Origin of the sequence: Polyangium sorediatum (genome assembly GCF_029946465.1) — a bacterium.
Classification (GTDB): domain Bacteria; phylum Myxococcota_A; class Polyangia; order Polyangiales; family Polyangiaceae; genus Polyangium; species Polyangium fumosum.
The window spans coordinates 1-24,684 of sequence record NZ_JARZHI010000107.1 but is presented as its reverse complement, the minus strand read 5'-3'; the positions used below and the strand labels follow the sequence as shown (position 1 = coordinate 24,684).

At 67.4% G+C, this 24,684-nt stretch carries 19 protein-coding genes, 1 tRNA gene and 1 pseudogene; 12 read left to right on the top strand and 9 right to left on the bottom strand.

Annotated features, from left to right (window positions below):
• Positions 1-127: 127 nt before the first annotated feature.
• The 5 genes and pseudogenes from QHF89_RS46910 to QHF89_RS46890 form a co-directional block, all read right to left on the bottom strand.
• Positions 128-475 (bottom strand): annotated as a pseudogene (locus tag QHF89_RS46910) (recombinase RecA); the annotation flags it as partial.
• A gap of 98 nt (positions 476-573) precedes the next feature.
• Positions 574-2,109 carry a YifB family Mg chelatase-like AAA ATPase gene (locus tag QHF89_RS46905; RefSeq protein WP_136973066.1) on the bottom strand — a complete coding sequence of 512 codons (1,536 nt, stop codon included), beginning with the start codon at positions 2,107-2,109 and terminating at the stop codon, positions 574-576.
• 76 nt (positions 2,110-2,185) lie between these two features.
• Complete coding sequence (locus tag QHF89_RS46900) at positions 2,186-2,524, bottom strand: hypothetical protein (protein ID WP_136973067.1); 339 nt, start codon at positions 2,522-2,524, stop codon at positions 2,186-2,188.
• A gap of 72 nt (positions 2,525-2,596) precedes the next feature.
• Complete coding sequence (locus tag QHF89_RS46895; RefSeq protein ID WP_284721871.1) at positions 2,597-2,764, bottom strand: DUF6573 family protein; 168 nt, start codon at positions 2,762-2,764, stop codon at positions 2,597-2,599.
• 33 nt (positions 2,765-2,797) lie between these two features.
• Positions 2,798-4,051 carry a reverse transcriptase domain-containing protein gene (locus QHF89_RS46890; RefSeq protein WP_342763990.1) on the bottom strand — a complete coding sequence of 418 codons (1,254 nt, stop codon included), beginning with the start codon at positions 4,049-4,051 and terminating at the stop codon, positions 2,798-2,800.
• Between the two features lie 142 nt (positions 4,052-4,193).
• Between QHF89_RS46890 and QHF89_RS46885 the strand changes: the two genes are divergently transcribed.
• The 8 genes from QHF89_RS46885 to QHF89_RS46850 all read left to right on the top strand — a co-directional run bounded on the left by QHF89_RS46885 (position 4,194) and on the right by QHF89_RS46850 (position 17,741).
• A complete protein-coding gene (locus QHF89_RS46885) occupies positions 4,194-4,685 on the top strand; it encodes a hypothetical protein (RefSeq protein ID WP_284721869.1) in 492 nt (163 codons plus the stop codon).
• Positions 4,686-5,276: 591 nt separating this feature from the next.
• Positions 5,277-7,133 carry a tetratricopeptide repeat protein gene (locus QHF89_RS46880; protein WP_136973069.1) on the top strand — a complete coding sequence of 619 codons (1,857 nt, stop codon included), beginning with the start codon at positions 5,277-5,279 and terminating at the stop codon, positions 7,131-7,133.
• Positions 7,120-8,214: a ComEC/Rec2 family competence protein gene (locus QHF89_RS46875; protein WP_136973070.1), complete on the top strand. Its 1,095-nt coding sequence runs from the start codon at positions 7,120-7,122 to the stop codon at positions 8,212-8,214. Before QHF89_RS46880 ends, QHF89_RS46875 begins: the two co-directional genes overlap by 14 nt.
• Before the next feature lie 55 nt (positions 8,215-8,269).
• On the top strand, positions 8,270-11,686 hold the full coding sequence (gene drmA / locus QHF89_RS46870) for a DISARM system helicase DrmA (protein ID WP_136973071.1): 3,417 nt from the start codon (positions 8,270-8,272) through the stop codon (positions 11,684-11,686).
• Positions 11,686-13,551, top strand: coding sequence for a DrmB family protein (gene drmB / locus QHF89_RS46865; RefSeq protein WP_136973072.1), 1,866 nt, complete (start codon positions 11,686-11,688; stop codon positions 13,549-13,551). Before drmA ends, drmB begins: the two co-directional genes overlap by 1 nt.
• Complete coding sequence (locus QHF89_RS46860) at positions 13,548-14,366, top strand: phospholipase D-like domain-containing protein (protein WP_136973073.1); 819 nt, start codon at positions 13,548-13,550, stop codon at positions 14,364-14,366. The genes drmB and QHF89_RS46860 overlap by 4 nt, the downstream gene beginning before the upstream one ends.
• A gap of 79 nt (positions 14,367-14,445) precedes the next feature.
• Positions 14,446-17,136: a DEAD/DEAH box helicase gene (locus tag QHF89_RS46855; RefSeq protein WP_136973074.1), complete on the top strand. Its 2,691-nt coding sequence runs from the start codon at positions 14,446-14,448 to the stop codon at positions 17,134-17,136.
• Positions 17,133-17,741, top strand: a complete 609-nt coding sequence (locus QHF89_RS46850; protein WP_284721868.1) for a phospholipase D-like domain-containing protein — start codon at positions 17,133-17,135, stop codon at positions 17,739-17,741. The genes QHF89_RS46855 and QHF89_RS46850 overlap by 4 nt, the downstream gene beginning before the upstream one ends.
• 270 nt (positions 17,742-18,011) lie before the next feature.
• Here the strand turns inward: QHF89_RS46850 and QHF89_RS46845 are convergent.
• Positions 18,012-18,098, bottom strand: a tRNA-Ser gene (locus tag QHF89_RS46845).
• A gap of 185 nt (positions 18,099-18,283) precedes the next feature.
• Between QHF89_RS46845 and QHF89_RS46840 the strand changes: the two genes are divergently transcribed.
• Entirely contained in the window at positions 18,284-19,117 is an 834-nt protein-coding gene (locus tag QHF89_RS46840; protein WP_136935402.1) for an amidohydrolase family protein, read from the top strand.
• Here the strand turns inward: QHF89_RS46840 and QHF89_RS46835 are convergent.
• The 3 genes from QHF89_RS46835 to rpe are packed head-to-tail and all read right to left on the bottom strand — an operon-like array spanning position 19,114 to position 22,144.
• Positions 19,114-20,052 (bottom strand): PLP-dependent cysteine synthase family protein, encoded by a 939-nt coding sequence (locus tag QHF89_RS46835; RefSeq protein ID WP_136973076.1) that lies wholly within the window; start codon positions 20,050-20,052, stop codon positions 19,114-19,116. The two genes, QHF89_RS46840 and QHF89_RS46835, sit on opposite strands and share 4 nt — an antisense overlap.
• Positions 20,049-21,422 carry a hypothetical protein gene (locus tag QHF89_RS46830; RefSeq protein ID WP_284721867.1) on the bottom strand — a complete coding sequence of 458 codons (1,374 nt, stop codon included), beginning with the start codon at positions 21,420-21,422 and terminating at the stop codon, positions 20,049-20,051. The genes QHF89_RS46835 and QHF89_RS46830 overlap by 4 nt, the downstream gene beginning before the upstream one ends.
• A complete protein-coding gene (gene rpe, locus QHF89_RS46825; RefSeq protein ID WP_136973077.1) occupies positions 21,419-22,144 on the bottom strand; it encodes a ribulose-phosphate 3-epimerase in 726 nt (241 codons plus the stop codon). Before rpe ends, QHF89_RS46830 begins: the two co-directional genes overlap by 4 nt.
• A gap of 92 nt (positions 22,145-22,236) precedes the next feature.
• On the opposite strand from rpe, the gene QHF89_RS46820 reads away from it, so the two are divergent.
• The 3 genes from QHF89_RS46820 to QHF89_RS46810 all read left to right on the top strand — a co-directional run bounded on the left by QHF89_RS46820 (position 22,237) and on the right by QHF89_RS46810 (position 24,167).
• On the top strand, positions 22,237-22,686 hold the full coding sequence (locus QHF89_RS46820) for a GNAT family N-acetyltransferase (protein ID WP_284721866.1): 450 nt from the start codon (positions 22,237-22,239) through the stop codon (positions 22,684-22,686).
• Positions 22,687-22,758: 72 nt separating this feature from the next.
• On the top strand, positions 22,759-23,670 hold the full coding sequence (locus QHF89_RS46815; protein WP_136935398.1) for a hypothetical protein: 912 nt from the start codon (positions 22,759-22,761) through the stop codon (positions 23,668-23,670).
• Positions 23,661-24,167: a cyclic nucleotide-binding domain-containing protein gene (locus QHF89_RS46810; protein ID WP_136973078.1), complete on the top strand. Its 507-nt coding sequence runs from the start codon at positions 23,661-23,663 to the stop codon at positions 24,165-24,167. The genes QHF89_RS46815 and QHF89_RS46810 overlap by 10 nt, the downstream gene beginning before the upstream one ends.
• The last annotated feature ends 517 nt before the right edge of the window (positions 24,168-24,684 follow it).

The following is a 24,684-nucleotide window of genomic DNA, read 5'->3' as shown; positions in this document are numbered from 1 at the left end:
GGAACCCTGAACAGCCAGAGCGTCGCTTCGCTCCGATCACGATGGCGCGAAACGGGTGGTCACGATGGCGCGAAACAGGTGGTCACGATGGCGCGTAACGAGCGGTCACGATGGGCGGGATGCGCAGCGAGACGAGCAGGCGGTTGACGTCGACGCCGATGTTGCACGCGTAGTTCGGATCGAACGCGTGCTCGGCGTCGATGAACGCGGCGATGCCCTTCGCCTTCTGCGCCTCGTAGAGCGCGTGCAGGGTGAGCGTGGTCTTGCCCGAGGACTCGGGCCCGTAGATCTCGACGATCCTGCCGCGCGGGTAGCCTCCGATCCCGAGCGCGGCGTCGAGCGCGAGCGAGCCCGTGGGCAAGACGCGCACACCACGATCGGGATTGTCGTCTCCGAGGCTCATGATGGCCCCCTTGCCGTACTGTTTCTCGATGGCCTGCAGGGCACCGCGGAGAGCGCCGTTGTTCTGTTGCATGATGGTTGGTCCACAAAGAAGCGCGCCCTCCCGAGCAGGCGCGCGTTACTTGGCCTCGGGAGCCGCTCGCGGCGGCACGTCCGAGCTCGGGAGATGGGTCAGCCGCGCCCGAAGACAGGAGCGAGGAGAACGGCCTCGGCCACATGCGGCGCGCGGATGACCTCGCTCCTGTCTAAATCAGCGATCGTTCGGGCCACGCGGAGCACCTTGGCCCGGAGGCTGGCCGACAGCCCGAGACGCTCGATTGACTGCTCCAGGGCCCGCTTGCCCTGCGCATCAGGTGCGGCGATGCGCTCGAGCTCGCGGTCGTTCAACGCGGTGTTGAGCGAGGACGCGACCTTCTGCCGCGCCGCCCGGGCATGCTGAATCGTTCGTGCTGCAACGACCCGGTTCCGCACCGTCTCGCTGTTCTCGCCCTTCGCCTTGCCCCCGAGCTGCGCGACGTCGACCGGCGGCACCACGATCTGCATGTCGACTCGCTCGAACAGCGGCCCGTGCACTCGCTCCCGATGCCTCCGGATCTGCTCGACGGAACATGTGCACCGCCGTTTCGCGTCCCTGTAGAACCCGCACGGACACGCGTGCGTCGCCAGCACCAGGAAAGGACGCGCCGGAAAGACCGTGCGGATCTGCCCCCGTATGATGACCGCTTCCCCCTGGGCGAGCGTTGTCTCCAGCAGAGCGAGCGAACTCCTACGAAACTCCGGCAGTTCGTCGAGGAACAAGACGCCGCCGTGGGCGAGGGACACCTCCCCGGGACGCACGGGCTCTCCTCCTCCGACGAGTCCTGCGGGAGTCACCGTATGATGCGGTGCCCGGAACGGCCGGTTCGTAGCGAGCCCCTGCTCCGAATTGAGCAATCCGGCGACGGAGTGGATGCTCGTGACTTCGAGCGCCTCGTCCACGGACATCGGGGGCAGGATCGTGGGAATGCGGCGGGAGGCCATGGTGATCCCAGCACCGGGCGGACCGATGAAGAGAATCGAATGCTGGCCTGCCGCCGCGATCTCAATCGCTCGCCGCGTGGAGGCCATCCCGCGCATGTCCGACAGATCGAGCGCCCCGGGCTGCTTCGGTCGAAAGGGCACACTCGCGCGCTCGAGCTCGCAGGCTCCACGTAGGTAGTCCTGCACGGCATCCAGTTTTCCCGCCACGCGTACATCGAGATCCGGCACGCTCGCAGCCTCCCCGAGGTTGGCACGGGGCACGATCGCATGCTGGATCCCCTTGCTCGCCGCACCCCGCAGCGCCGGCAGCACCCCACGAACGGGCCGCACTCCCGAGAGGGACAGCTCGCCGAGCACGACGGTGCCGGGTAGCGTCTTCTTCTCGAAGGCAAGAATCACGGCCGTCGCAATGGCCAGATCGAAGACCCCATCATTCCGGAGATCTGCGGGGCAGACCTTGACCGTGATGTTGTAGCCATCAAGGCGCATGCCGACCTGCGCGAGCGCGGAGCGGACGCGCACCTTCGTCTCGCGGAGGCTCACCTCGGCCAGACCGACGAGCTGAAACATGCTCGCACCCGTCTCGATCGTGACGACGATGCTCACGAGCGACGCGACGAGGCCCGTGAGCGAGATGGAAAGCACCTCGCTCCGGAGGCACTTCTCCGACTGGAGATGCTTCCCCATATCGACTCCCTTCGGCTGATTGATTGTGAAAAGGAAGAAGCGGGCCCGGAGGCACATGCCCCCGGGCCCATTCCGATCAGAAGACGCCCGACTCCGGCCCCGTCACCGGGTTCACCGGCTCGGCGCCCTCGGGCGGCTCCTGCCCGCCGAGCGTGCCCTTCTGGATCGCGCTCCGCAGCGCGACGGCCACGTTCGGCATGATGAGCTCGACCTCCTCGGCGAAGAACTCCGTCTCCGCCCGCGTGAGGCGCACACCCCGCCACTCCTTCCGCCCGCGCCGTTTGTCGGCGGGCAGCTCATCCTCGTGGATGTAGACGTGCCCGTCGCTGGCGAGCGCGAACGAGGCCATGCACTCCTCCACGCGGTCCTGCTCCTCGGTCTCCGCGTTCTTCGTGGGCGACTGCTTGGACGACATGTGTCTCCCTGAAAAAAATGAATGCGGCGCACGGAAGAACCGCACGCCGCATTCTTGTTGTTGGTTTGTCGCTCAGTCCTCTTCGGGCAAGAGGATCGTGATGATCGCCTCGCCGTCGTCGCCGGGCCCGATGATGGCCTTCAGCTCGACGAGGGACGGTTCGATCGCGTCGGTGACGACATGCAACTCGTACCGGATTTGAGCTTCATCCGGCTTTTGCAGGGCGGCGCAGCGGAACATCCAGGTGGGTGGGCGCCCGGCGCCATACTCGACTCAACGCCGAGCTGGTTTCCGGGCGCCCCCCGCCGAACCCGGCGTGCACCTTTCGTTATGCACCGGGCTCTCCATAGATGGATCTGCGAAGCGTGGTGGTTTCTGCCATGCAAATCGAAAGCTTCCCGTCCGCACCGTGCTCAACCTGAATGGCGCCGTCGCACCGTCGCGCCATTCAATGGACGAGCCGCCGCGCCGCCGCACGGCATATCGATGCAGGAGAGCTCTCATCGCGGGACGGTCGTGCTTCTTCTGGATCCATCGGAAGATGGTCCACCACACGTACCGATCGACACCGTGGAAGACACGGTATGCATCGTTCGCGTGCCGATAGAAGTTCGCCCATCCTCGCAGCATGGGGTTTAGCAGGCGCAGACGTTCGTCAAGGCTCGATCCGATGGTGTTCCGCCGGAAGAGATCCTTGACGCGCTCGCGCAGCCTTCGCGTTCGACTCTTGGGAATGACGAGAGCGCAATGCGCTCGCCCGTGCCGTCGATATCGACGCACGCCCAGGCGGTGTCCCAGGAAGTCAAGGCTCTGCGTCACCGGAGTGACGAGCGTCTTTTCTTCCGAGAGCTCCAGCCCGAGGTTTTCCTTCAATAGCGCCGCGATGGCTTGCTTTTCGGCCAGCGCCGCCTCCCTGGCTCGGTCCGATTGATCCGGACCCGGAGGCACGCTGATGAGCACAATGAAGTCATCCGCATATCGAACAGGCACCGCGACGGTTTTGCCGCTTGACTTGTCCATGTCCCGCAGCTTTCTCGCGCGATTCAGGATCCTCGCCGGCTCGGTCAACAGCGTCGGCTTTCGACGTGGCCACGTGTGACGCGTGTACCGCTCGTCGAGCACGCTCAGCGCGATGTTCGCGAGCAACGGCGATAAGATCCCGCCTTGAGGAGTGCCGCCATCCGTTCGCAGGAATTGCTCCTGCGCCATGATGCCGGCTTTCAGGAATGCGAGGACGAGCCGATTCACCTTCGCATCACCGACGCGAAGGCGCAATCGCTCCATCAGGCCATGATGACCGATGTTGTCAAAGCACCCCTTGATGTCGCCTTCAACGGCCCATTGATAAGGGAGCCGAGGCTTCCCCGTGGGATCCTCCCTCTGCGGGCACATGAAGCTTGTGAGTTGCTCCAGCGCGCCGTGAACGGATCTCCCAGGGCGAAAGCCGTACGAGATCGGATAGAAATCCGCCTCGAAGATCGGCTCCATGATGTTCTTCAATGCCGCCTGCACCACCCTATCTTTCACGGTCGGGATTCCCAGGGGGCGAAATTTCCCCGGATGACCAGGCTTCGGGATAAGCACTCGCCGCACCGGATTCGGCCGGTATGCGCCAGACCGAAGATCCGCACGCAACGTAGCGACGAATGACTCGATCCCCTCCGCGAGGATGTCCCGAACCCCCGACCCCCGCACCATCCTCCCCGCCCTCGAAACCATCGGCGAAAAGCTCTACGAAACCCGCGCCCGCTTCATGGTCGACACCAACCAGGGACTCACCAAGACCTACAACGCTCTGAAAGATCCCGATAACGACGACCCCCGCATCCTCGAACTACGCGCCCTCCACGAAGACATGGACCGCGCCGTCCTCGCCGCCTACGGCTGGAGCCACATCCCCGTCCCCCCCTACTGCCCGAAGACCGACGAGGAGCGCGCCGCCGTCCAGGCCTTCGAGGACGAGGTCATCGACAAGCTCTTCGTCCTCAACGCCGAGCGCGCCGAGCAGGAGAAGAAGGCCGCCGCGGCAGCCGCGCCACCCCCGAAGAAAGGTGGTCGTCGCCCGGCGACAAAGACGGACAGCGCCGAGGGGGACACGAAAGAGCCCGCCAAGAAGGGTCGCAAGAAGGCAAAAGACGGTCAGGGCAGCCTCGGGTTCTAGTCGCGACCGTCCCGCGGACCCTCACGACCCTCCTCCACGACGGTCCAAACACCCCGGCGGCGTCCTGGGACCCTCCTCTCCAGAGGGTCGCACCTGTCTCCCGGGTGGGGTGCGACCCTCTCCGGGACGGTCGCACTTGTCTCCGAGGTGTAGTGCAAGCCTCCTCCGGGACGATCGCACCTGTCTCCCAGGTGTAGTGCGACCCTCTCCGAGACGGTCGCAACTGTCTGGCGGTATCCTACGACACCCCCTCCACGACGCTCGCTACGGTCGGCCGGCATCCCGCGACAGTCCCCCATGCCCCTCGCAACGGTCTCCCGGGTATCTTGCGAGCCTCTCCGGGACACGCGCGACTGTCTCCCGGGCTTGGTACGACCCAGGCAGACCAGCCGACCGAACCCCTGTTGGCTGGCGTGAGCCTGCCGTGGTATCAGCTGACACATGGCTGTCCTCCTCGAGGATGCGATCGAGCAGCTCCAGGAGCGCATCGAAGCCGGGGCGACGAGGATTGCGCTGCAAGCGCCACCTGGCTTCGGCAAGTCGACGATCCTCCGAGGACTCGCCGCCAAGCTCGCTGGGAGCCGGCGCGTCGTGAGGATCGAGCTACCCGAGGGCGACGACGCGGCGCTCGTGGCACTGGTCGACGCGGCCACGCAACTCGGCGGTGCAGACTCGGATCTGCTCAATCGGGTGGTGCCCCAACATGAGCCCGCGCGAATCTCGTGGGCCGAGAGGCTCGCCGCCATGCGCGAGGCGCTCCAGAACGCAGGAGATGGGGACGTAATCCTGGTCGACGAGCCCCACTTTCATCCGGCATCGAGCCCCGAGAGCGAGCTATTCGAGCGGCGCGCCGTCGAGTTCACGGAGACGATTCTTGCCGCGCACGTCGGCCCGATCGTGCTCACCGCAACATCGATCCCCCCAGGGGTCGCCGAGGACGCGGGGATCTTGCTTCCGCTCGTTCGAGACCCAGAGAGGGCACGCGCGTCGGAAACCGTGTTCCGGTTGAGCGGTCGCCTCACGCGTGATCCGTCACCGGTCGTGGAGAAGGTGCTCGCGGCGCTCGCGGCGGCGGGCATCGACGTGGCACGCATTCCCCCCAAGGATCACCGACTCGACCGCCTGGTGACCCATGATCTGGCGAAAGTGTTCCTGGCGCGTCCGGCGATGCGCCGGGTCATCGCGCGGCTCGCGGTGCTCCGCGTCCCCTTCTCGGAGGACCTGCTCGAGCGTGCTGGCATGAGCGCTCTCGAAGCCCGTGACAAGCGAATCATCGCCGAACTCGTCGACACGCTCGACGATGAGGCACGAGCGCTTCCTGCCGCGCTCGCGAGCATCATCCGCGCGCAGATCGAGAAAGGCGACCCCGCGTGGGAGCTGGACGATGCAGCGAACGACGCCTACCGCTTCGCCGCGCAGCATCACCGCGCGCAGTACGAGGCCGCGCACGAGAAAGGTCAGGTCGCCAGGGCCATTCGCGAGGAGCTTGAGGAAATCCACCACCTCACGCAGGCCGGCGATGCAACGGCGTTGCTCTCTCGCTCCCTCCAGTTCGTGGAGCAATACGACGCGCTGGGGAAGAAGCTGAGTCAAAAGGCCTTCCGCATACACGACCAGGAGGAAAACCTGCGTCGCGATGCGGTCCGTGCTTACGAGCGGGCCATCGCGCACGACGAGAGGGATGCGTACGCGCACCACTATATCGCTTATAACCTCGACATTCTCGGCGTCGAACCCGAGCGAGTGGAACGCGAATACATCCGAGCGCGGGACCTGGCTCCGCAACATGCCTGGTATCACGGGCGATACGTCGGCTTCCTGGTGACGAGAGCGTGGATGAAAGAGGCACGTGCAGCCTGGGACCAGGCACTCGTGGACCTCGCCGTTGCAGCAGGCTCGCCGCAATCCACGCTTTACAGCGAACTTCATGCGCAGATCGCACGGCTCCTTTTGGCGCGGAGCGAGCTCGCCTTCGCCGCGGAGGTGCTGGAGGACGTCCCCGACACGCTGCACGAGCAACCTTGGTGGCGCGCCCTCGACCAGCTCCGTGTCTGTCTCGAGGAGGACCGCGACGAGCGGCTCGTCTTCCCCCCGATGCTACGGCTCTCGGAACGCCGGGAGGGGCCGCACCTCGCCGACGAACGAAAAGTCCGAAACTGGACGCCGGGTCGGGTATTCGCTCAGGACGACGAGATCGTGACGCTGCTCGTGGCCACGGACCCCGACACGTTATCCACCCTCGACCTCTCGACAGACGAACTGGAAGAGGTGTGGGACGTGTCGCCGAGCCAGCTACGCGTCGGCGCATTCGTAGAGTTCATCGAATACGCGGACGACACGAAGACATTGGCCATTTGGGACCGTCAGTCGTCGTCCTTCCAGGCCGTGCCCGACCTTCCCAAGCTGTTTCCCAACCCCAGACGATACATCCGCCGTGCCTTTGCCTGATCTCGCCCCCGATCACCTGGTCGTGATCGCGTTCGGGCCAGGCATTGGCGAGCTCATCCTGATCCGCGTGCCGCCGGATGCATGGATGGTCGTGGACGGCTGCGGCAGAGGCGAGACCTACTACGCCCTGAAGGCGCTCACGCATTACGGAGCCCGCCCGAGCATCGTGCTCGTCACGCACCCGCACGATGATCACAGCGTTGGTGTCGCCCAGGGCATCGAGGAATGGACACCACGCGATGACAAAAAAACATGGCCCCGCATCGGCATGGTGCTTCCGCCGGGAGACGACATCGCCGCGCGCTCCGCAGACTTCATGGGCGGCGCCACGCTCCAGGCCATCGCCGCCATCGAGTCGCGCTGGAAGGAATTCCCGGCATGTCGCTGGGATGTGAACGTCGGCGACCTCGAACTGCTCGGCGATGCCGCGCTGCGTGTACTCTCTCCCCGGGCGGACGTGCGTGACGAGCAGATCGAGCGGTGGAAGGCGAGGCGTCCGTTCGACAAGAACGTCCTCTCCACTGCCATACTCCTCTCATGGCACAAGCGGCGGATCCTTCTCGGCTCGGATCTGGTCGAGAGGCCTGGCTACGGCTGGAGCCACAGCCTCGTGCTCGATCCCGAGCTCGGCGACCATGATCTCCTCAAGGTGCCGCATCACGGCTCGGACGCAGCGCTGCACGACGACGTGCTGAGACCGAGAGCCCGCGTGCCCGATCCTCTCCGGTTCTTCACCCCGTACAGCCGACAGCGGCTGCCGCGGTTCTCCCCCGGGAAGGGCGCCCACCGCGTCGTCTCCCATGGGGGTACGAGCTACCTCACGGGCCTGCCGCGGCGTCACGAGGAGCAATCTGGCCGTCGCGAGACCCGTACCCTCACCGAGCTCCAAGCACACAGCGCGATCACCTTCGACCCTACGACGAGCGGCTTCCCGGACTGCTACGTGCTCGTGTCGATCCCGCCCGACGGCGGCCCTCCCACCGTCGAGCAGGGGCGGGGGAGCATCCACGTCGTGTCGTCATCCGGCGAGGCTTCGCCGAAGAAGACATGGGGCGATCACCTCCTCGACGACGACTTCTGACCGAGCGCGGTACTCTCTTACAAAGCCGCGCCAACTGCGGTACTCCCGACGGGGCATGCCCCCCGTCACGGCCCCCCGCGACCACCTCGTCCGTGCCCTCTCCGCCGACCTCGTGGGTCCCTACCAGCTCGACGAGGAGGCCATCGTCGAGCACGAGATCCTCGAGCTCCCGCCGTCGCGCCACTACCTCACGGGCTTCCTCGCCTCCGAGGAGGAGCGCGCGCCCGAGGACCCGACTGCCGACGACAGCCTTGGTGCTGGCCCGGACGAGCCCGAGGAGGAGAACCAGGGCGGCGGCGAGGAGCCCGAGGACAAGCGGCCCAACCTCTGGCCCGCGTCCATCGGCATGAGCGTGCTCGTCCCCAGGGAGACGCACGCGGTGAAGGCTGTCGTGCGCTTCGCCGAATACTACCCCGACACGGTGAAGCCCGAGGGGCGCGGCCGGGGAAAACGTATCTGGAAGCGAAAGCCCCGGCAGACGATCTCCGCAGACGTCCCGCTCGATGCACAGGTGCTCGCCAAGGGCATCCGATTGCAGGACACCGTGGGCCTCGTGCTTTACGGCCAGGTCCGCGCCGTCGAGCATGCGCGGGGGCTGCCCGAGGGGACGAGGGCGCTCGCGCTCTTCGTGGTGAACCAGCGCGGGGCCGGCGAGAGGGGCCGGCGCGACGAGCAGATGGTCTTCCAGGTGGAAATGGAGATCGAATGCGCCGAGGGTATCGTCCCCAGGCCGAACTTCTCCGATGAGGAGAGCGACCAGTGGGATCAGAAGGTCGCCGATCTCCAGTTCCGCGAGCGGGTCGAATACGCCGTCGGTCACGGCGTCGCCGTCGAGGTGCCCCCGGGCCAGAGCGCGATTGACAATGGGGGCTCGCCCGGCAAGCCGGGCTCTGCCCCCAAACCCCCAGTCACGCGCGTGAAGACCACCTGGCTGCCCGAATACGAGGTGCGGCGCGTCGTCGCCCACGAGGAAGCCGGCGTCACGGTCGCCATGGAGGAGCTCGCGAAGCTCCAGAACGAAGCGGACGTGCGCGCGCGCCTCGAGCGCCTGCCAGCGGCGTACGGAGAATGGATCCAGCGGCAACGGGCGGCGGATGTCGGGGGTGAAAAACGCGCCGAGACGCGCGACGCGCTCATGCAAAAGGCCGAGGATGCCCGGCGGCGTATCCAGGAGGGTATCGAGCTCCTCGCGAAGGACGGCCAGGTCCGCCAGGCGTTTTGCCTTGCCAACGAGGCAATGGCCGAGGCCGCGCGGCACAGGAGCCCTTCCCGCTACCAGGGCGGCAAGCGCCCCGAATGGCGTCTGTTTCAGCTCGCGTTCCTGCTGATGAACCTCCAGGGCGTGGCCACGGGCGAGCACGCCGACCGGGAGCGCGTCGAGCTGATCTTCTTCCCGACCGGCGGCGGCAAGACGGAGGCTTATCTCGGCGTCATTGCCTATTGCTTGCTCCTCCGCCGCCTGCGCCGGGCGAAGCTGCCCGACGGCGGGCTCGGCGTCACCGTGCTGCTCCGCTATACCTTGCGCCTGCTCACGCTCGACCAGCTCGGCCGCGCGGCGACGCTCATCTGCGCGCTCGAGTCCCAGCGCCGGAAGATGCCCGCCGTGCTCGGCGATACGCGCTTCTCGGTGGGCCTCTGGGTCGGACGTAGCGCCACGGCCAATACGATGGAGGAGGCGTCGAAGCTCGTCACCGGCTTCAAGATCGGCGTGAACGGCAATCCCTGCCCGCTGCCCACCTGCCCGTGGTGCGGCGAGGAGCTCGGGCCGAATAGCCTGACGCTCCTGCCCACGAAGACGGCGCCCGACGAGGTGCGCGTCGGCTGCACGAGCGAGACGTGCGAGTTCTCGTGCTCCAACAACAGCGAGGGCATTCCGGTCGTCTTCGTCGACGAGCAGGTCTACCGCGAGCTGCCGAGCTTCCTCATCGCCACTGTGGACAAGTTCGCGATGATGCCGTGGCGCGGGGAGGCCGGGATGCTGTTCGGCAAGGTCTCGGCGCGCGAGGGCCGGCGCTTCTATGGTCCGATGGACGGGAAGCCGCCGCGTACGGCGAAGAACCTCCCCGGCGGCCTCGCGCCTCCCGAGCTCATCGTGCAGGACGAGCTGCACCTGATCTCCGGCCCTCTCGGCACGATGGTCGGCCTCTACGAGACCGCGGTCGACACCCTCTGCTCGCGGCCGACGAAGAATGGCGTCGTGCGGCCCAAGGTGCTGGCCGCGACGGCCACGGTCCGCCGGGCGGGCGCGCAGATCCAAGCCCTCTTCGGCCGTCGGGCGGACACGGTGAGCGTGTTCCCGCCGCCGGGCATCGACGACTCCGAGACGTTCTTCGCGACCGTCGACACGCAAAGCCCCGGCCGGAAGTACGTCGGCGTCGCGGCGCAAGGGCGCAGCATGAAGGCGATCCTCTTGCGGGTGTACCGGACGCTGCTCGCCGGGGCGATGAAGACCTACGACCCGTCGCTCTCGCCCGACCAAACGGCCGATGGGTACATGACGCTCGCGGGCTACTTCAATAGCCTCCGGGAGCTCGGAGGCATGCGGCGGCTGGTCGAGGACGAGGTGCTGGGCCGCGCCAAGCAGGCAGAAGAGGCGCGCCCCCTGAACGCGAAGGGCAAGCACCTCTGGCTCGCCAACCGGGACATCGGGCTCGAGCCCGTCGAGCTCACGAGCCGCGAGCACACCGACGCGGTGAAACGCACGAAGGACCGGCTGAACAAATCTTGGCGGGATCCCGAGGCGATCAACGTGCTCCTGGCGAGCAACATGATCTCGGTCGGCGTCGACATCGACCGCCTCGGCTTGATGGTGGTCGCGGGGCAGCCGAAGACGACGGCCGAGTACATCCAGGCGTCGAGCCGCGTCGGTCGCCAGGAGAAATGGCCAGGGCTGGTGGTGACCGTGTATAACCTCCACAAGTCGCGGGATCGGTCCCATTACGAACACTTCACGGCCTACCACGAGAGCTTCTACCGCTTCGTCGAGGCCACGAGCGTGACGCCTTTCTCAGGCCCCGCGCTCGACCGCGGGCTCGTGGGCACGCTCGTCGCCATGGCCCGCTTCGCATCGCCCGAGATGACGCCACCCAAGGGCGCCATGGCGCTGCCGGTGAACCGGCACCAGGCGAACGCCGTCATCGATCAGATCGCCGCGCGCGCGAGCAGCCAGCCCGAGCTTTACCAGGACGGGCAGGAGAAGATCGCGGAGGAGATCCGGAAGCGCGGGCAGAACCTGCTCGATACGTGGACCGATCTCGTGCATTCGACCCCCGAGGAGCCCAAGCAGCGCCGATACTCGAAGTACGACCGGGAGAAAGTCGGCGGCAAGCCGCTGCTCTACACGCCGCTCGATCAAGAACGCCCGAGCCCCGACACACCCGATGGGCGCTTCGCGGCTCCCACCTCGCTCCGGGATGTCGAGTCCACCGCGCACCTCTGGCTCGTCGGACGCCGCCTGGGGAGGCAAGGCTGATGGCCACCGCGAAGAAGAGCGCGAAGGGTGGGCACAAGCCCCCCGAGGGCAAGATCCGGCTCGGCCAGATCGTGATGACGTTCGGTCCGGGCGCGATGGTCGACCTGCTCGACCACGCCGTGCTGATCGGCGGCACCGACTTCTGGCGCTACGACAAGTACAAGGACCAGGGCTTCATCGACGAGCCCCGCCTGCGCGACGCCATCATCGCCAAGGTGGGCTCGAAGCTCGGGATCGAGCTGAGTATCAATCGTGCCTTCCGCTTGCCTCCTGCCGGCGACGACGACGCGCCGTCCCAGTACAACGGCATCCAGGTCGCCGAGTTCCCGTCGTGGTTCGTCTGTCAGAAGTGCCGTGCGCTCGGGCCGTCGAAGAATCTCGAGCGGGATAAGAGGCGCTACGTTCACCATTGCACGAACACCCAGAAGGGCGTCTGCGTCCCCGTTCGATTCGTGGCGACGTGCAAACGCGGGCACCTCGACGAGTTCCCCTGGAGCTGGTTCGTCCACACCTCCCAGGAGACGCGCTGCGATGGGACGGATCTCTATCTCAAGGAGGACGCGTCCGGCGACTTCGCCCATATCCGCGTGTGCTGTGGCAGTTGCGGCGCAGAAAGAAAGCTTTCGGAGGCGCGCGAGCCCAAGATCCTGCCCCAGTGCCGTGCGGAGAGACCGTGGCTCGGCTCCGAGGGGCGCGAGGAGAAGGGTTGCCAGGAGAAGCTCAACTTGCTCGTCCGCACGGCGAGCAGCGGCTACTTCTCGCAGTGGATGAGCGCGCTCTCCATCCCGGACAAGGCGCGCGAGGTCATGAACAAGGTCAGCCAGGCCGACGTGTGGAGCGTCGTGCAGGAGGCCAAGCGCGAGGAGCTCCCGCTCTTGCGCAAGGTCGTGCCCGCCGTGCGCAATGCGCTGCGCGATTACGACGACGACCAGGTGTGGGCCGCGATGGAGACGATCCGCAAAGGCAAGTCGCCAGCGCGCGAGGGGCTCCGGACCGCGGAGTACAAGGTATTCCTCGAGGCCAAGGACGAGGTCGACGGCCAGCTCCCGCCGCGGGACGAGGATTTCTTCGCCTGTCGCCTGCCGCCAAAGCGCTACCCCTTGCCGCCGAAGGTGAGCCGCATCGTGCTCGCCAAGAAGGTGCGTCAGGTACGCGCACAGATCGGGCTGACACGGCTTTCGGCGACGCCGCTGAACCTGCAAGGCGAGACGGAGGACCCGAGCAATCTCCAGCCGCTCGGGCTGACGCAAACATGGTTGCCGGCGGCAGAGATCTTCGGCGAAGGCGTGCTGATCTGCCTGGACGAAGAGGCCGTGCGGGAATGGGAGGGCCGCGAGGCGGTGATGCGCCGGGAGCAGGAGCTCGCGGAGGGGTACGAGCAGGAGTTCAAGGGCAGCAGCCGAGGGCCTGGCTTCCCGGGGGCCAGGTTCTACCTCTTGCACTCGCTCGCGCACCTTCTGGTGTCCTCGATCTCGCTCCAGTGCGGTTATTCGGCGGCCGCGCTCGCCGAGCGCATTTATTGTGCGCCCGTAACCGACGCCCTGCCGATGGCGGCGATCTTCATCATGACCGGCACGAGCGGCGCGGAGGGGACGCTCGGAGGGCTCGTCGAGCAAGGTCGGTTCATCGGCCGGCACCTGCGTCGGGCCTGGGACATGGCCTCGCTGTGCTCGAGCGATCCCGTGTGCGCCCACCACTCGCCCAAGGACCCGTCCGGGCGCTACCTCGAAGGCGCCGCTTGTCACGGGTGCCTTTTCGTCGCAGAGCCTGCTTGCGAGCGATTCAATCGGTATCTGGACCGCGCGCTCGTCGTGCCCGCCATGGGGCATGATCCCGACCTTGCCTTCTTCAAGGTCCGGCCGTGACAGGCGCCGGGCTGTCCGCCGTCACGGAGCAGGATCTGCTCGCCCTCGTCGCCGCGCTCGACCGAGGGGACGTGCGTGCGCCGATGAACGAGACCTGCCTGCGGGCCAACGGCTTCGGGCACCTCGTCGACGCGCTGCGGCCCTACCTGGGGCTCGGTCGGGAGGGCATTCACGCGGTCGTCGACGTGGTGCTCGCCGAGCGACGGCATCGCAAGGCCCCCAGGCTCACCCTGGTCTGGACGGGGGACGATCCGGGCGTCAGCCATTCTCGCCATACGCGGGTCGTTCTGCCCGAGCTCTTCGCACGGGCGCGGGAGCACGTGCTGATCGCCGGCTACGCGATTGACCACGGCGCCGAGCTATTCGCCTCACTGCATCGAGGCATGGCCGATCACGCCGTGACGGCGGATCTCTTCGTGGACGTGGGTCAGCTCGCGGAGCGGCTGCGACAGGCAGCGAAGGGGGCTGGGCAGAGCTGGCCGCTCGTGTCGGCGCCGCTCGAGGCCGCGAAGGGGAACGTGGAGCGGGGGCGGGCCGTGGTGGAGCTGTTCTATCGGCTGATGTGGCCGTTCGGGGACCCGAGACCGGTCGTGTACTTCGACCCGAGGACGGCCGAGAAGCAGAGCCCGGTCAGCCTTCACGCCAAGTGCGTGGTGATCGATCACGAGTACACGCTCATCACGTCGGCGAACTTCACGGACCGCGGGCAGACGCGGAACCTCGAGGCTGGCGTGGCGATCGAGGACAGGGGGTTTGCTGCGAGCCTCGAGCGGCAGTGGTTGAACCTGGTGGATGCGGGGGTGGTTGTCAGGTGAGGGACTTCAGGGCGCGGCGAGAAGCGGGAGCTGAAAAGAAGTTCGCCAGACCCTCCAAACTGAGAAGGTGGAGGTGCTCATGATCGAATGCGTTGACTGCGACCAGGACGAACGGTTCCTCCAGCACAATGCGGGATATGTCCGCAGGGTGCGTCTCCTCGCCGAACGAGGCTCGTTCCGCGCCCAGAAGGGCCCATGGAAACCCGCGGCCGAGAGCGGAGGCGACGGCTTCTACTGCGACGCGTGCGGGGCCTCCGTCACGGTTCGCCCCAGGCTCATCACCACGTTCGGGCTCGACGAGGCCCCAGCCGCAGTCAGCTCGGGACCGACCCTCGACGAACTGCTCGCCAGGATCCAGGCCTGCGCGGGGGGCGCAACGCTGCACATCGAGAAGATCGGCGCGCGGGAGGGACGTTACCGGGACATCGCTGAGCTCGGCAAGCCCATCATGGACGAACTTCACGACGGCGCTGAGCGCTTGGGGGTCTCCCTGGACCAGCTCTATGCGCACCAGGTCGAGGCCCTGGGTCACATATTCGCGGGCAAGAACGTCGTCGTCCAGACGCCGACCGCGAGCGGTAAAAGCCTCGTTTATCTCCTGCCGATCTTCCACGAATTGCTCCGCGATCCGGAGGCCACCGCGCTGCTCGTCTTTCCGGCCAAGGGGCTATCCTTCGACCAGCGAAAGAAAATCGCACAGTTCTCCGAGGGTTTCGACCAGGCGCTCGGCGCCGAAGAAGGCAAGGCCGTCTGGCCCCTCCGCTTCGGGAAAACGACCATTGGCCTCGGCGCCTACGACGGCGACACCCAGGGGGAAGACCAGGCGGCGGTCAAGCAGGGGGCCCGCATCATCGTGACGACGCCGGACGCACTGCACTACAAGATCTTGCCTCACTTCTCCACAAAGACCGGCACGTGGGAGCGCTTTCTTCGCAACCTTCGCATCGTCGTCCTCGACGAGCTCCACATGTACCGCGGCCTCTTCGGCGCCCACGTCGCCTACGTCATCCGTCGCCTGCGCATGATGTGCGAGCGGCTCAGCGCCGCACCACAGTTCATCTGCAGCTCAGCCACCCTCCCCAGGCCCCAGGCGCACGCGGAGCAGCTCGTGGGGCTGCCCTTCGAGGCGGTCACCGAGAGCGGGGCGCCGACCCACCCGAAGGCCCTCGTGCTGTGGAATCCGGCGATGCAGAAGAAAGCCAGGTCTGGCGAGGGCGAGCGCCGCGAGCCGACCACGGACGCGATCGAGATTGCCAGCCGCGGGCTCCTGCTACCGGGCCAGCCCCTTCAGACCATCACCTTCATCCGCTCGCTCGCCGGGGTGCAGAAGTTCCACCTCACCCTGGAGAAGCGCCTCCACGAGCAGAAGAGCCCGTTCGCGGGCAAAATCGCCACGTACTCTGGACGCTCGGATCGATGGGAGCGCGAGGAGATCTCGTCCGGCCTCATCACGGGTCAGATCGTCCACGTCACCAGCACCAACGCACTCGAGCTCGGCATCGACATCGGCGACCTGAGCGCCTGCATGATGGTCGGCTATCCCGGCACCGTCGCCAGCTTCCTCCAGCAGAGCGGACGTGTGGGACGCAAGGATGCTGGTATCGTGGTCTTGCTCCTCCACGACGATCCACTCGAGCAGTGGTTCGGCAGGAACCCGAGGGCGTTCTTCCAGAGGCTAGCCAACGTAGAGCCCGTCCGTCTTCCCATTGACAACCCCTTCGTCCTCGCTCAGCAGGCGGCCTGCGCAGCCCACGATCTGGAGCCCAGCAAGCCCGAACGGGTAGTGCTGCGCGGACTTACGGCGGATCTGTTTTCCAGGTACTTTGGAAAGGACGCACAGAAGAAGATCGAGGGAGCGCTCGAGCGGCTCGAACTCCTGCCGCCCCAACTGCGACGAGGAGGGACGCAGTACTGGGTTGTCAAAGGTGAATTCAATGACATCTACCAGAACATCCGCACGCCCATCTCCGTGGGCAAGTTCGAGGTGCGGGCCGGTAAGGAGCTGGCGGGGCTTTGCGACAGCACGCTCGTGCCGCGCGACCTTTTCCCCGGCGCTATCTGGGCGAACAACGGGCGGATCTATCGCAGTAAGAAGATCCACTACGCCGATGGGCGAGTGGATGTGGAGCGACTCGATCGAACCGATTACTCCACAATCGCGCTGCCGCGCGTCACGCTGGAGCCGCACCCCAAGGCCGAGTCGAAGAGCGCTTCAGGGTGCACACTGTCGCGTGGCGGTGTCACCGTGACCCGCAAGGTCGAGCAGTACCTCGAGGTGCCCGCCGTGCCTGCGGCCAACGAAAAGCCGCCCGTGAAGGGAACCAGGACCAATCCAATCGAGTACGAATCCACGGCATTCTGGCTTGACCTGCCGTCCCAAGTCCTGCGAAAGGCAGGCGTCGGGCCGGAGGACGCGTGGGCGGCAGTGCATGCTTTAGAGCACACGATGCGGGCGGTGTTCCCGTTCGTGGCCGACGTCGATCCCGGAGACATCGGCTCTTCTGCCCAGCTGCTCGACACCGGCAACGACACCCAGTCCGCCCGGCTCTATCTCTTCGATAATTTCGCCGGCGGTACCGGACTCTCAGACTTCGCATACGAAAATGCACGCATGCTGCTCGACCGCGCCGAGGAGCTCCTCGGGTGCACGTGCAAGCTGCCGGAGGGCTGCCCCCGCTGCACCATCATCTCGTGGTGCGAATACCGGAACGAGCAGCTCTCCAAGAATGGGGCGCGGAAGCTGCTCGCGGCGCTCAAGGGGGTCCGGTGAGGCTCGTTCGCCCCTCCGCGCACGAGTTGGAGGCGCTCTTCGGGCCGGCGACGCGCTCGATCTGGATCTGCTCGCCTTGGATCACCACCGATGGGGCGCGCCTGCTTGGGTCGGCCCTGTCGCGGTGCACGCTTAACCGCCTCGTCGCCGTCGAGATCTGGATGCGCATCGAGGAGGAAGAGCGCGCCGCCGGATTCAACGACTATGTCGCCGTGGATGCTCTCCTGCGGCGGCTGGATGTCGAAGCGCCGTCGGCGCGCGTGACGCTGTGGAGTGCGTCTCAGCTACACGCTAAGGTCATTTGGACCGACCAGGGTGCGCTCATCGGCTCGGCGAACCTCACGGGCGCAGGGTTCGGATCGAACGTCGAGCTGGCCGCGCGGCTGGAGCCCTCGGAGTGCGCGGCACAGCTTTCAATCCGGGAGCTCTTGCGGGTTGACATGACCGAGGTGTCACGGCCCTCGTGGGCCGCCTTCATGGGCGAGCCCCCGTCCGGTAACCAGCCGCCTGCGCAGCCCCAAGCTGGGCTAGCAAGTGAGTCTCAATGGGAGTCGTTCCACGAACGCCTGCTTGCTGACCTACGGCGCGGCGGAATCCGCGGATGACAATCACCCAAACACGTTTCTCTCGCTGTATTCAGCGAGTCCTCATGGGTCTTCAAGCACGTTGCGATATGACGTCGCTGTCGCGTGACCGCTGGGAACCATCTCGAAAAAAGGCTCCCGGACCCTGCGGCCACGCGCCTCAGCCGCTGTCCGGCCGCCCCTCCCGCGTGCCAGAAATTTGCCAGAACCTGCGTCCAGCCCCGTCCGCGCGTGTCCACTTCGTCCACGCCGCGGACCGCTCCAACGACCCAAGATCCCTACAGAACCCAGCGGAGGAGAAGGGATTCGAACCCCTGGTACCCTTCCGGGTACGGCGGTTTTCAAAACCGCTGCCTTCGACCACTCGGCCACTCCTCCCAAGCAGACGCCGAACATATCGGCTTTTTCTTCCTGGTTTGTCAATCCCCTGCTGCTCGCCCTCCATCCTCTCCTCGTCCCGGTCGCCTGCCGGGCGCGGCGTACGAACAGCACTACCACGGGGCGGCGCTCGTCGCACCTCCTCGGCGTGGGCGGGGCGTGCGATGCTCGCTCGCCGAGGTGCCATGAACACGCCTGCCTTCGTCGTTGATGCCTGGATCCAGCATCCTACCGGCCCGTTCCTGCGGGATCCCCTGTTCGCCACCCTCCGGCGGTGGATGGGCGTCGAGGCGGATGCGCTGCCGGACGTCATTCCCGATGCGTTCACCCTCGGCGCGCTCGAGGCCGCCTCCGTCTCCGTCGCGCTCGTCTCCGCCTGGTGGGGGCCTTCCGGGCCGATGCTCGACAACGACCACGTGGCCGCGTTCGTCGGGCGGTATCCCGACCGCCTCGTGGGTGTCGCCTCCGTCGACCTCGCTCGGCCCATGGACGCCGTGCGCGAGCTCCGGCGCGCCGTGCGCTCCCTCGGCATGCGCGCGCTCCGCATCCTGCCCTGGCTCTGGGGCCTGCCGCCGAATGACAGGCGGTATTATCCCCTCTACGCCGAATGCATCGAGCTCGACGTGCCGTTTTGCCTCCAGGTCGGTCATGCAGGCCCGCTCCGGCCGAGCGAGCCCGGACGGCCCATTCCTTATCTCGACGAGGTCGCTTGCGAGTTTCCCGAGCTCCGCATCGTCGGCGGGCACATCGGCTATCCCTGGACGACCGAGATGATCGCGCTCGCCACGAAATACCCCAACGTGTACATCGATACCTCCGCCTACAAAGCGAGCCGGTATCCCCCGGAGCTCGTCTCGTTCCTGCGCGGGCACGGGCGCCACAAGGTGCTGTTCGGGAGCAACTGGCCCATGCTCTCGCCCGTGAACTGCCTCGACAAGCTCGATTCGCTCGGGCTCGATGACGAGGCGCGCGCGGCGTTCCTCGGGGAAAACGCGCGGCGGGTGTTCAAGCTAGGCTAGCGCAGCCACTCGCGGGTGAAATAACGGTCCCAGCTATCGGCCAGGATCGCGACCACCGGCCCCTGGAGCTCGCCGCTCGCCGCCACGCGGAGCGCCGCGACCACGGCTGCGCCCGAGGAGGCGCCCACGAAGAGGCCTTCCTCGCGGATCAAGCGGCGCGTCATGAGGAACGCGTCCTCGTCGCTCACCGTGATCGCCTCGTCGATCACCGTCCGATCGAGCAGCTCCGGCGGCCGGCTCGCGCCGATGCCCTCGATGCGGTAGGGCATGTCGGGGCCGATTTCGCCCGTCTCCACCCAGTGCGCCAGCACCGAGCCGCGCGGGTCGGCGAGGACGATACGTACGCCCGGCGCAATGCGCTTCAAATACCGGCCGACGCCCGTGATCGTGCCGCCCGTGCCCGCGCCGGCCACGAACGCGCCGATCTTCCGGCCCATCGAGACCAGGATCTCCGGGCCCGTCGTCTCCTCGTGCGCCCGGATGTTCGCGGGGTTCCGGAACTGGTCGGTCAAAAACCAGCCCTCCGTCCGCGCGAGGCGCTCGGCCACATTGCGAAAATTGTCGGGGCTGTCCGGCGGATCGTTCGGCGTGATGAAGAGACGCGCGCCGAGCGAGGAGAGCGCCGCGCGTTTGTCGACGCTCATTTTCTCGGGCATCACGCAGACGAGCTCGTAGCCGCGGACGGCCGCCATGAGCGCGAGGCCCATGCCCGTATTGCCCGCCGTGGCCTCGACGAGCGTCGCGCCGGGCCGAAGCGAGCCGCGTCGCTCGGCGTCCTCCACGATGGCCCGCGCGATGCGGTCCTTGATGCTGCCGCCGGGGTTCAGGTGCTCGCATTTGACGTACACCGGCACGGGCAGGCCCTTGCCGATACGCTTGAGCGGCACGATGGGGGTATGGCCAATCTCGTCGAGGATCGTGCGCGTCTTCGTCATCGTCCCGCGCGGGCCCTGCCCGCCTCGCCATCCGGTGGTGCGGCCTGCCAAACCTCCCCCAGCCACGTGACCGCCTCGGCGCATTGCCCACGCGCCCGCGGTCGTCCCCCGTCCCGCTCGTACGGCCCCGCGACGAACGCGAGGTCCCGGCCCCGCGCCCCCCACGCGACAGGGCCGAGTGTATCCCGCTCCCGGCAGCCTTTTCCGTATTTGCGCTCGAAGAGCTCCGCGACCTCGGCCGCGTCCGCCGCCGTATCCATGCGGAGCCGGAAGGCCACGGCGAAGAGCCGCTTCGCCCCCTCCTCGCGCGCCGCCACCACGAATCGATCCCCACCCCACCCCGCCGCGCCGTCCCGCGCCTGTCCGCGGCTGCCGACGTCCTCCAGCAAGATCCGCAGCCCCTGCTCGCCCACCACGTCGTCGATGAGCACGCGATAGCCTTGCCGCGCGAGTGCCCCGAGCACGGGCGGCGCGATGGCCTCCGCCGGCTCGCGCGCGAGGAGTTTGTCGATGTGGAGCAATTGCTCCGTCGTCTCGGGCATCGCCCGCCACACCTCGTCGACCGCGCGCCAATCGCCGCGGCGGCGCAACGCCTGGATGAAGGCAAAGCCGTCGGTGTAGGGCGTGAGCAAAGACGAGGTGATGGCGCGTGGGGTCTTCACGCCGACGTCGGACATCGCGGTCGACGCGACGAACGCGAAGCGCACCTGCTCTTCGGTCATCTGAAAGGCCGAGCCGAGCGTGACGTCGAGCATCGCGCTCGTGGCATCGCCCTCGATGACCGCATGCACGGCCGAGAGGCGGTCGCCCGCGCCCGGCGCGTATTCGACCATCGGCGCCAAGGGAAACGTCTGGTCGGCGAGGGCGTGCGCGAGCTCGTGCGCGAGCGTCTCCTCGGCCTCCGCCTCGCCGAGGTCGTCCGCGAGGTACATCGCGCCGTCGTCCGGATCGTAAAATCCCGCGACGCGCCCACCGAGCAGCGCAAAGGCCCCGGCGACGAAATCGTACTCGGCAGGCACGAGCTCGAGCGACGCGAGCAGCTCGCCTTGCGCGACGAGCGCGTCCTTCGGCGTGTCCTCTTCGACCGTCTCGCGGATGCGGCGCAGCATCGTGTCGCGATCGAGGACCTTGCCCGGCACAGCGCGCTTGATCGGTAGGCCCCGCGCGCGCGCGACGCGCTGGAGCATCCTCTGCACCGCCGCCGTGCTCTCGGCGTCGGGCGCGGACTCCTCGTCGAGGTTGATTTCCCTTGGCTCGCTCGGGCGCGGAGGGCTCGGTCGCGTCGGCTCGGGCGCGCGCGACGGCGGCGAGGAGGGACCACAGCCGGAGACCAGCGCGAGGGCGACGGCCCCGAGCCAGGCGCGTCTCACGCCAGCGCCCCCGTGCCCTGGGCCGCGTCCGCTCGCAGGGCGTCGATCGCCGCGCGGTAGTGGGCGACCCGCGCGTCGAAGGAGAGCTCCCCGGCGCCCGAGACCGAGTTGAAAACGGCCGAGCCCGCGACGAGCACACGCGCGCCCGCGCGGACGACCTCACGCGCGGTGCCGACCGCGACGCCGCCGTCGATTTCGAGGTCCACGGCGAGGCCCTGCGCGTCGATGGCGCGGCGGAGCGCGTCGAGCTTGGGCAGGGCGCTCGGGATGAAGCGCTGGCCGCCGAAGCCGGGGTTGACGCTCATCACGAGGATGAAGTCGCAGTCGGGGAGCACGTAGCGAATCGTCTCCTCCGACGTGTGCGGGTTCAAGACGACGCCGGCCTTCTTCCCGAGGGCGCGGATTTGCTGGAGGGTGCGGTGCAGGTGCGGCGAGGCCTCCACGTGCACGCTGATCAGGTCGGCGCCGGCCTTCGCGAAATCGGCGACATATCGCTCCGGCTCGACGATCATGAGGTGCACGTCGATCGGCAGGCGCGTCGCGGCGCGGACCGCTTGCACGACGAGCGGGCCGATCGTGATGTTCGGCACGAACCGCCCGTCCATGACATCGACGTGGATCCAGTCGGCGCCCGCGGCCTCGACGGCGCGGACCTCCTCGGCGAGGCGACCGAAATCTGCGGAAAGTATCGAGGGGGCGATGCGGATCGCGTCGCGGCTCACGGCGCTACGGCTAGCATGTTTTTCGAGTGGGGTCCCTAGCCCAAGAGCGGCTACCCTGGGGCAGCCCGAGCCGGGCTCACGCAGGAGGCGCCGTGGAACTGACGACGAGACCCCTCAAGAAGTCGGACTACGACGAGGTCGTACGCGTGATCGACCGCTGGTGGGGTGGCCCCACGAGCGCGCTCGCGCACCCGATCTTTTTCTACGAGCTCGGAAAGCTCGCGCGGGTGGTGGAGCACGACGAGCATCTCGTGGGCTTCCTGTTCGGGTTCATCGCGCCCGAAGGGCCGGTCGGCTACGTGCACATCGTCGGCATCCACCCGGACTACCGGCGCCGCGGCGTCGCGCGCCTGCTCTACACCGCGTTCGAGGCCGACTGCCACGGGGCCGGGTGCCGCCAGATGAAAGCAATCACCACGCTCGGCAACGAAGGGTCTGTGCGCTTCCACGACGCCCTCGGCTGGTCGAGGGCCGAGGTCGAGGACTACGCGGGCCCGGGTCGTCAACGAATCGTGTTCACGAAGGAACTCGCCGCTCGTTGATTGATGCTTTCGCCCCTTGGGCGTAAGGTTTCTCTCGCTTCTTGCTCTTGCTCCCGTTGGCGCGAGGTGACGATGAGAACAAGCTTTTTCGTGGCGATGGCGCTCGTTTCGCTCGGGGGATTGGGGCTCGGTGCGTGCGCGAAAGGCAGCGCGTACACGGGCACGGGTGGAGGCGGCGGCGAAGGCGGCGAAGAGAGCGGGCCGGGGCCCGGTCCGTCGTCGAACAGCTCGTCGTCCGCGAGCGGCATGGGCGGCACAGGAGGCATGGGCGGCGGCTCGGTGAGCTCGTCGGGGAGCGGCGCGGGTTCGTCCTCGTCCTCGTCGTCGTCGTCCGCGAGCGGAACCGGCGGCGGCGGCGCGTGCAACGAGACGCCTTGCAAGCTCGTCTCGCCGCAGTGCGGGTGTGCGGCCGGCGAGATGTGCCAGATCGACGGCGCGGACGCGCGCGTGTGTGTGGCCGCGGGCAACGTGCAGATCGGCGGGGTCTGCGACCTCGACAATGACTGCGCGCCCGGAGGCATCTGCCTCGCGACGACGCCGACGCTCAGCACGTGCGGCGAGTTCTGCTCGACCGACGCGCAGTGCACGGCGCCGGGCGGCCTGTGTGTCATCAAGCTCAACAACGGCAGCGGCGGCCAGGTCCCGGGCGTCACGCTCTGCTCGGAGAACTGCAACGCCACGACGAACGTCGGTTGCGCGGCGGGCACGGGCTGCACGTTCGGGCGCGAGGCGGCGGGGCAGATGCGGCTCTTCACGACGTGCCGCGAGGCCGGCAGTGGCACGCAAAACTCGTCGTGCACGGACGACACCGATTGCGCGGCGACGTTCGGGTGCTTCAACACGGGCAGCTCGGACGTGTGCTTGAAGTACTGCAACGTGAACGCGCCGAGCTGTCCTGCGGGCGCGTCGTGTACGCCGATCACGATTGGCGCGGATGCAGTGGAAGTGATCATCGGCAACGTGACGTACGGCGCATGTCTCTGAAACTCGGCTTCCAGGGTAGTGAGCGGCTGCGGGAGATCGGCCTGTTCGGCGGGCTCGGCGACGAGGTCTTGCAAGACCTCTCGGGCTCGCTCGACATGATCGAGCTGCCGCCTGGCTCGGTGGTGTTTCGCGAGGGCGACAGCGGTCGCGAGATGTTCGTCTTGCTCGACGGCGAGATGGAGGTCTTGAAGCAGTCGAAGCGCAAGCACGAGACACGCGTGGCCGTGCTCGGCCCGGGCGACTGGTTCGGCGAAATGTCGATCCTCGACGTGCTCCCGCGCTCGGCGACGGTGCGTGCCGTGGCGCCGTCGAGGTTGCTTCGCCTCACCGCGCACGACCTCGACTCGCTCTACCGGCGCGACCTCCGCGCCTACTCGTTGCTCGTGCTCAACATCGCGCGCGAGATGTCCCGACGCCTGCGCGTCTGCGACAACCTGCTCGCCGAGCTCGTCGCCAACGTGATCGACGAGTACACCCGGCCCAACCGGAACGGCTAGGGGCCTCGGACCGCCGAGAGCGGTCGCGACGGTCTCCCGAGGGGGTCGCCTCGCGTCGACCTCCGCCGGTCATCGTGCACCGAGCAGGTCGCCGCGTGTCGACACCCGCACGTCCTCGTGCACCGAGGGGGTCGCCGCGTGTCGACACCCGCACGTCATCGTGCACCGAGGGGGTCGCCGCGTGTCGACACCCGCAGGTCGTCGTGCACCGAGGGGGTCGCCGCGTGGCGACACCCGCACGTCATCGCGACGCGAGGGGGTCGACGCGTGGCGACCGTCGCAAGTCATCGCGACGCGAGGGGGTCGCGTCGTGGCGACCCCCTCGGTCATCGTGAGCGTAGGGAGGACGAGGGGAGGGACGTCGTTGGGAGGGAGGGCGTCGATCCGTCTCGGCTACTTGCCGCGCGCGCCGCCCGCGCCGCCAGCGCCACCGGCGCCACCGGCACCGCCTGCACCGCCGGCGCCACCCGCGCCGCCCGCGCCGCCCATGCCGCCGGAGCCACCGGCACCACCCACG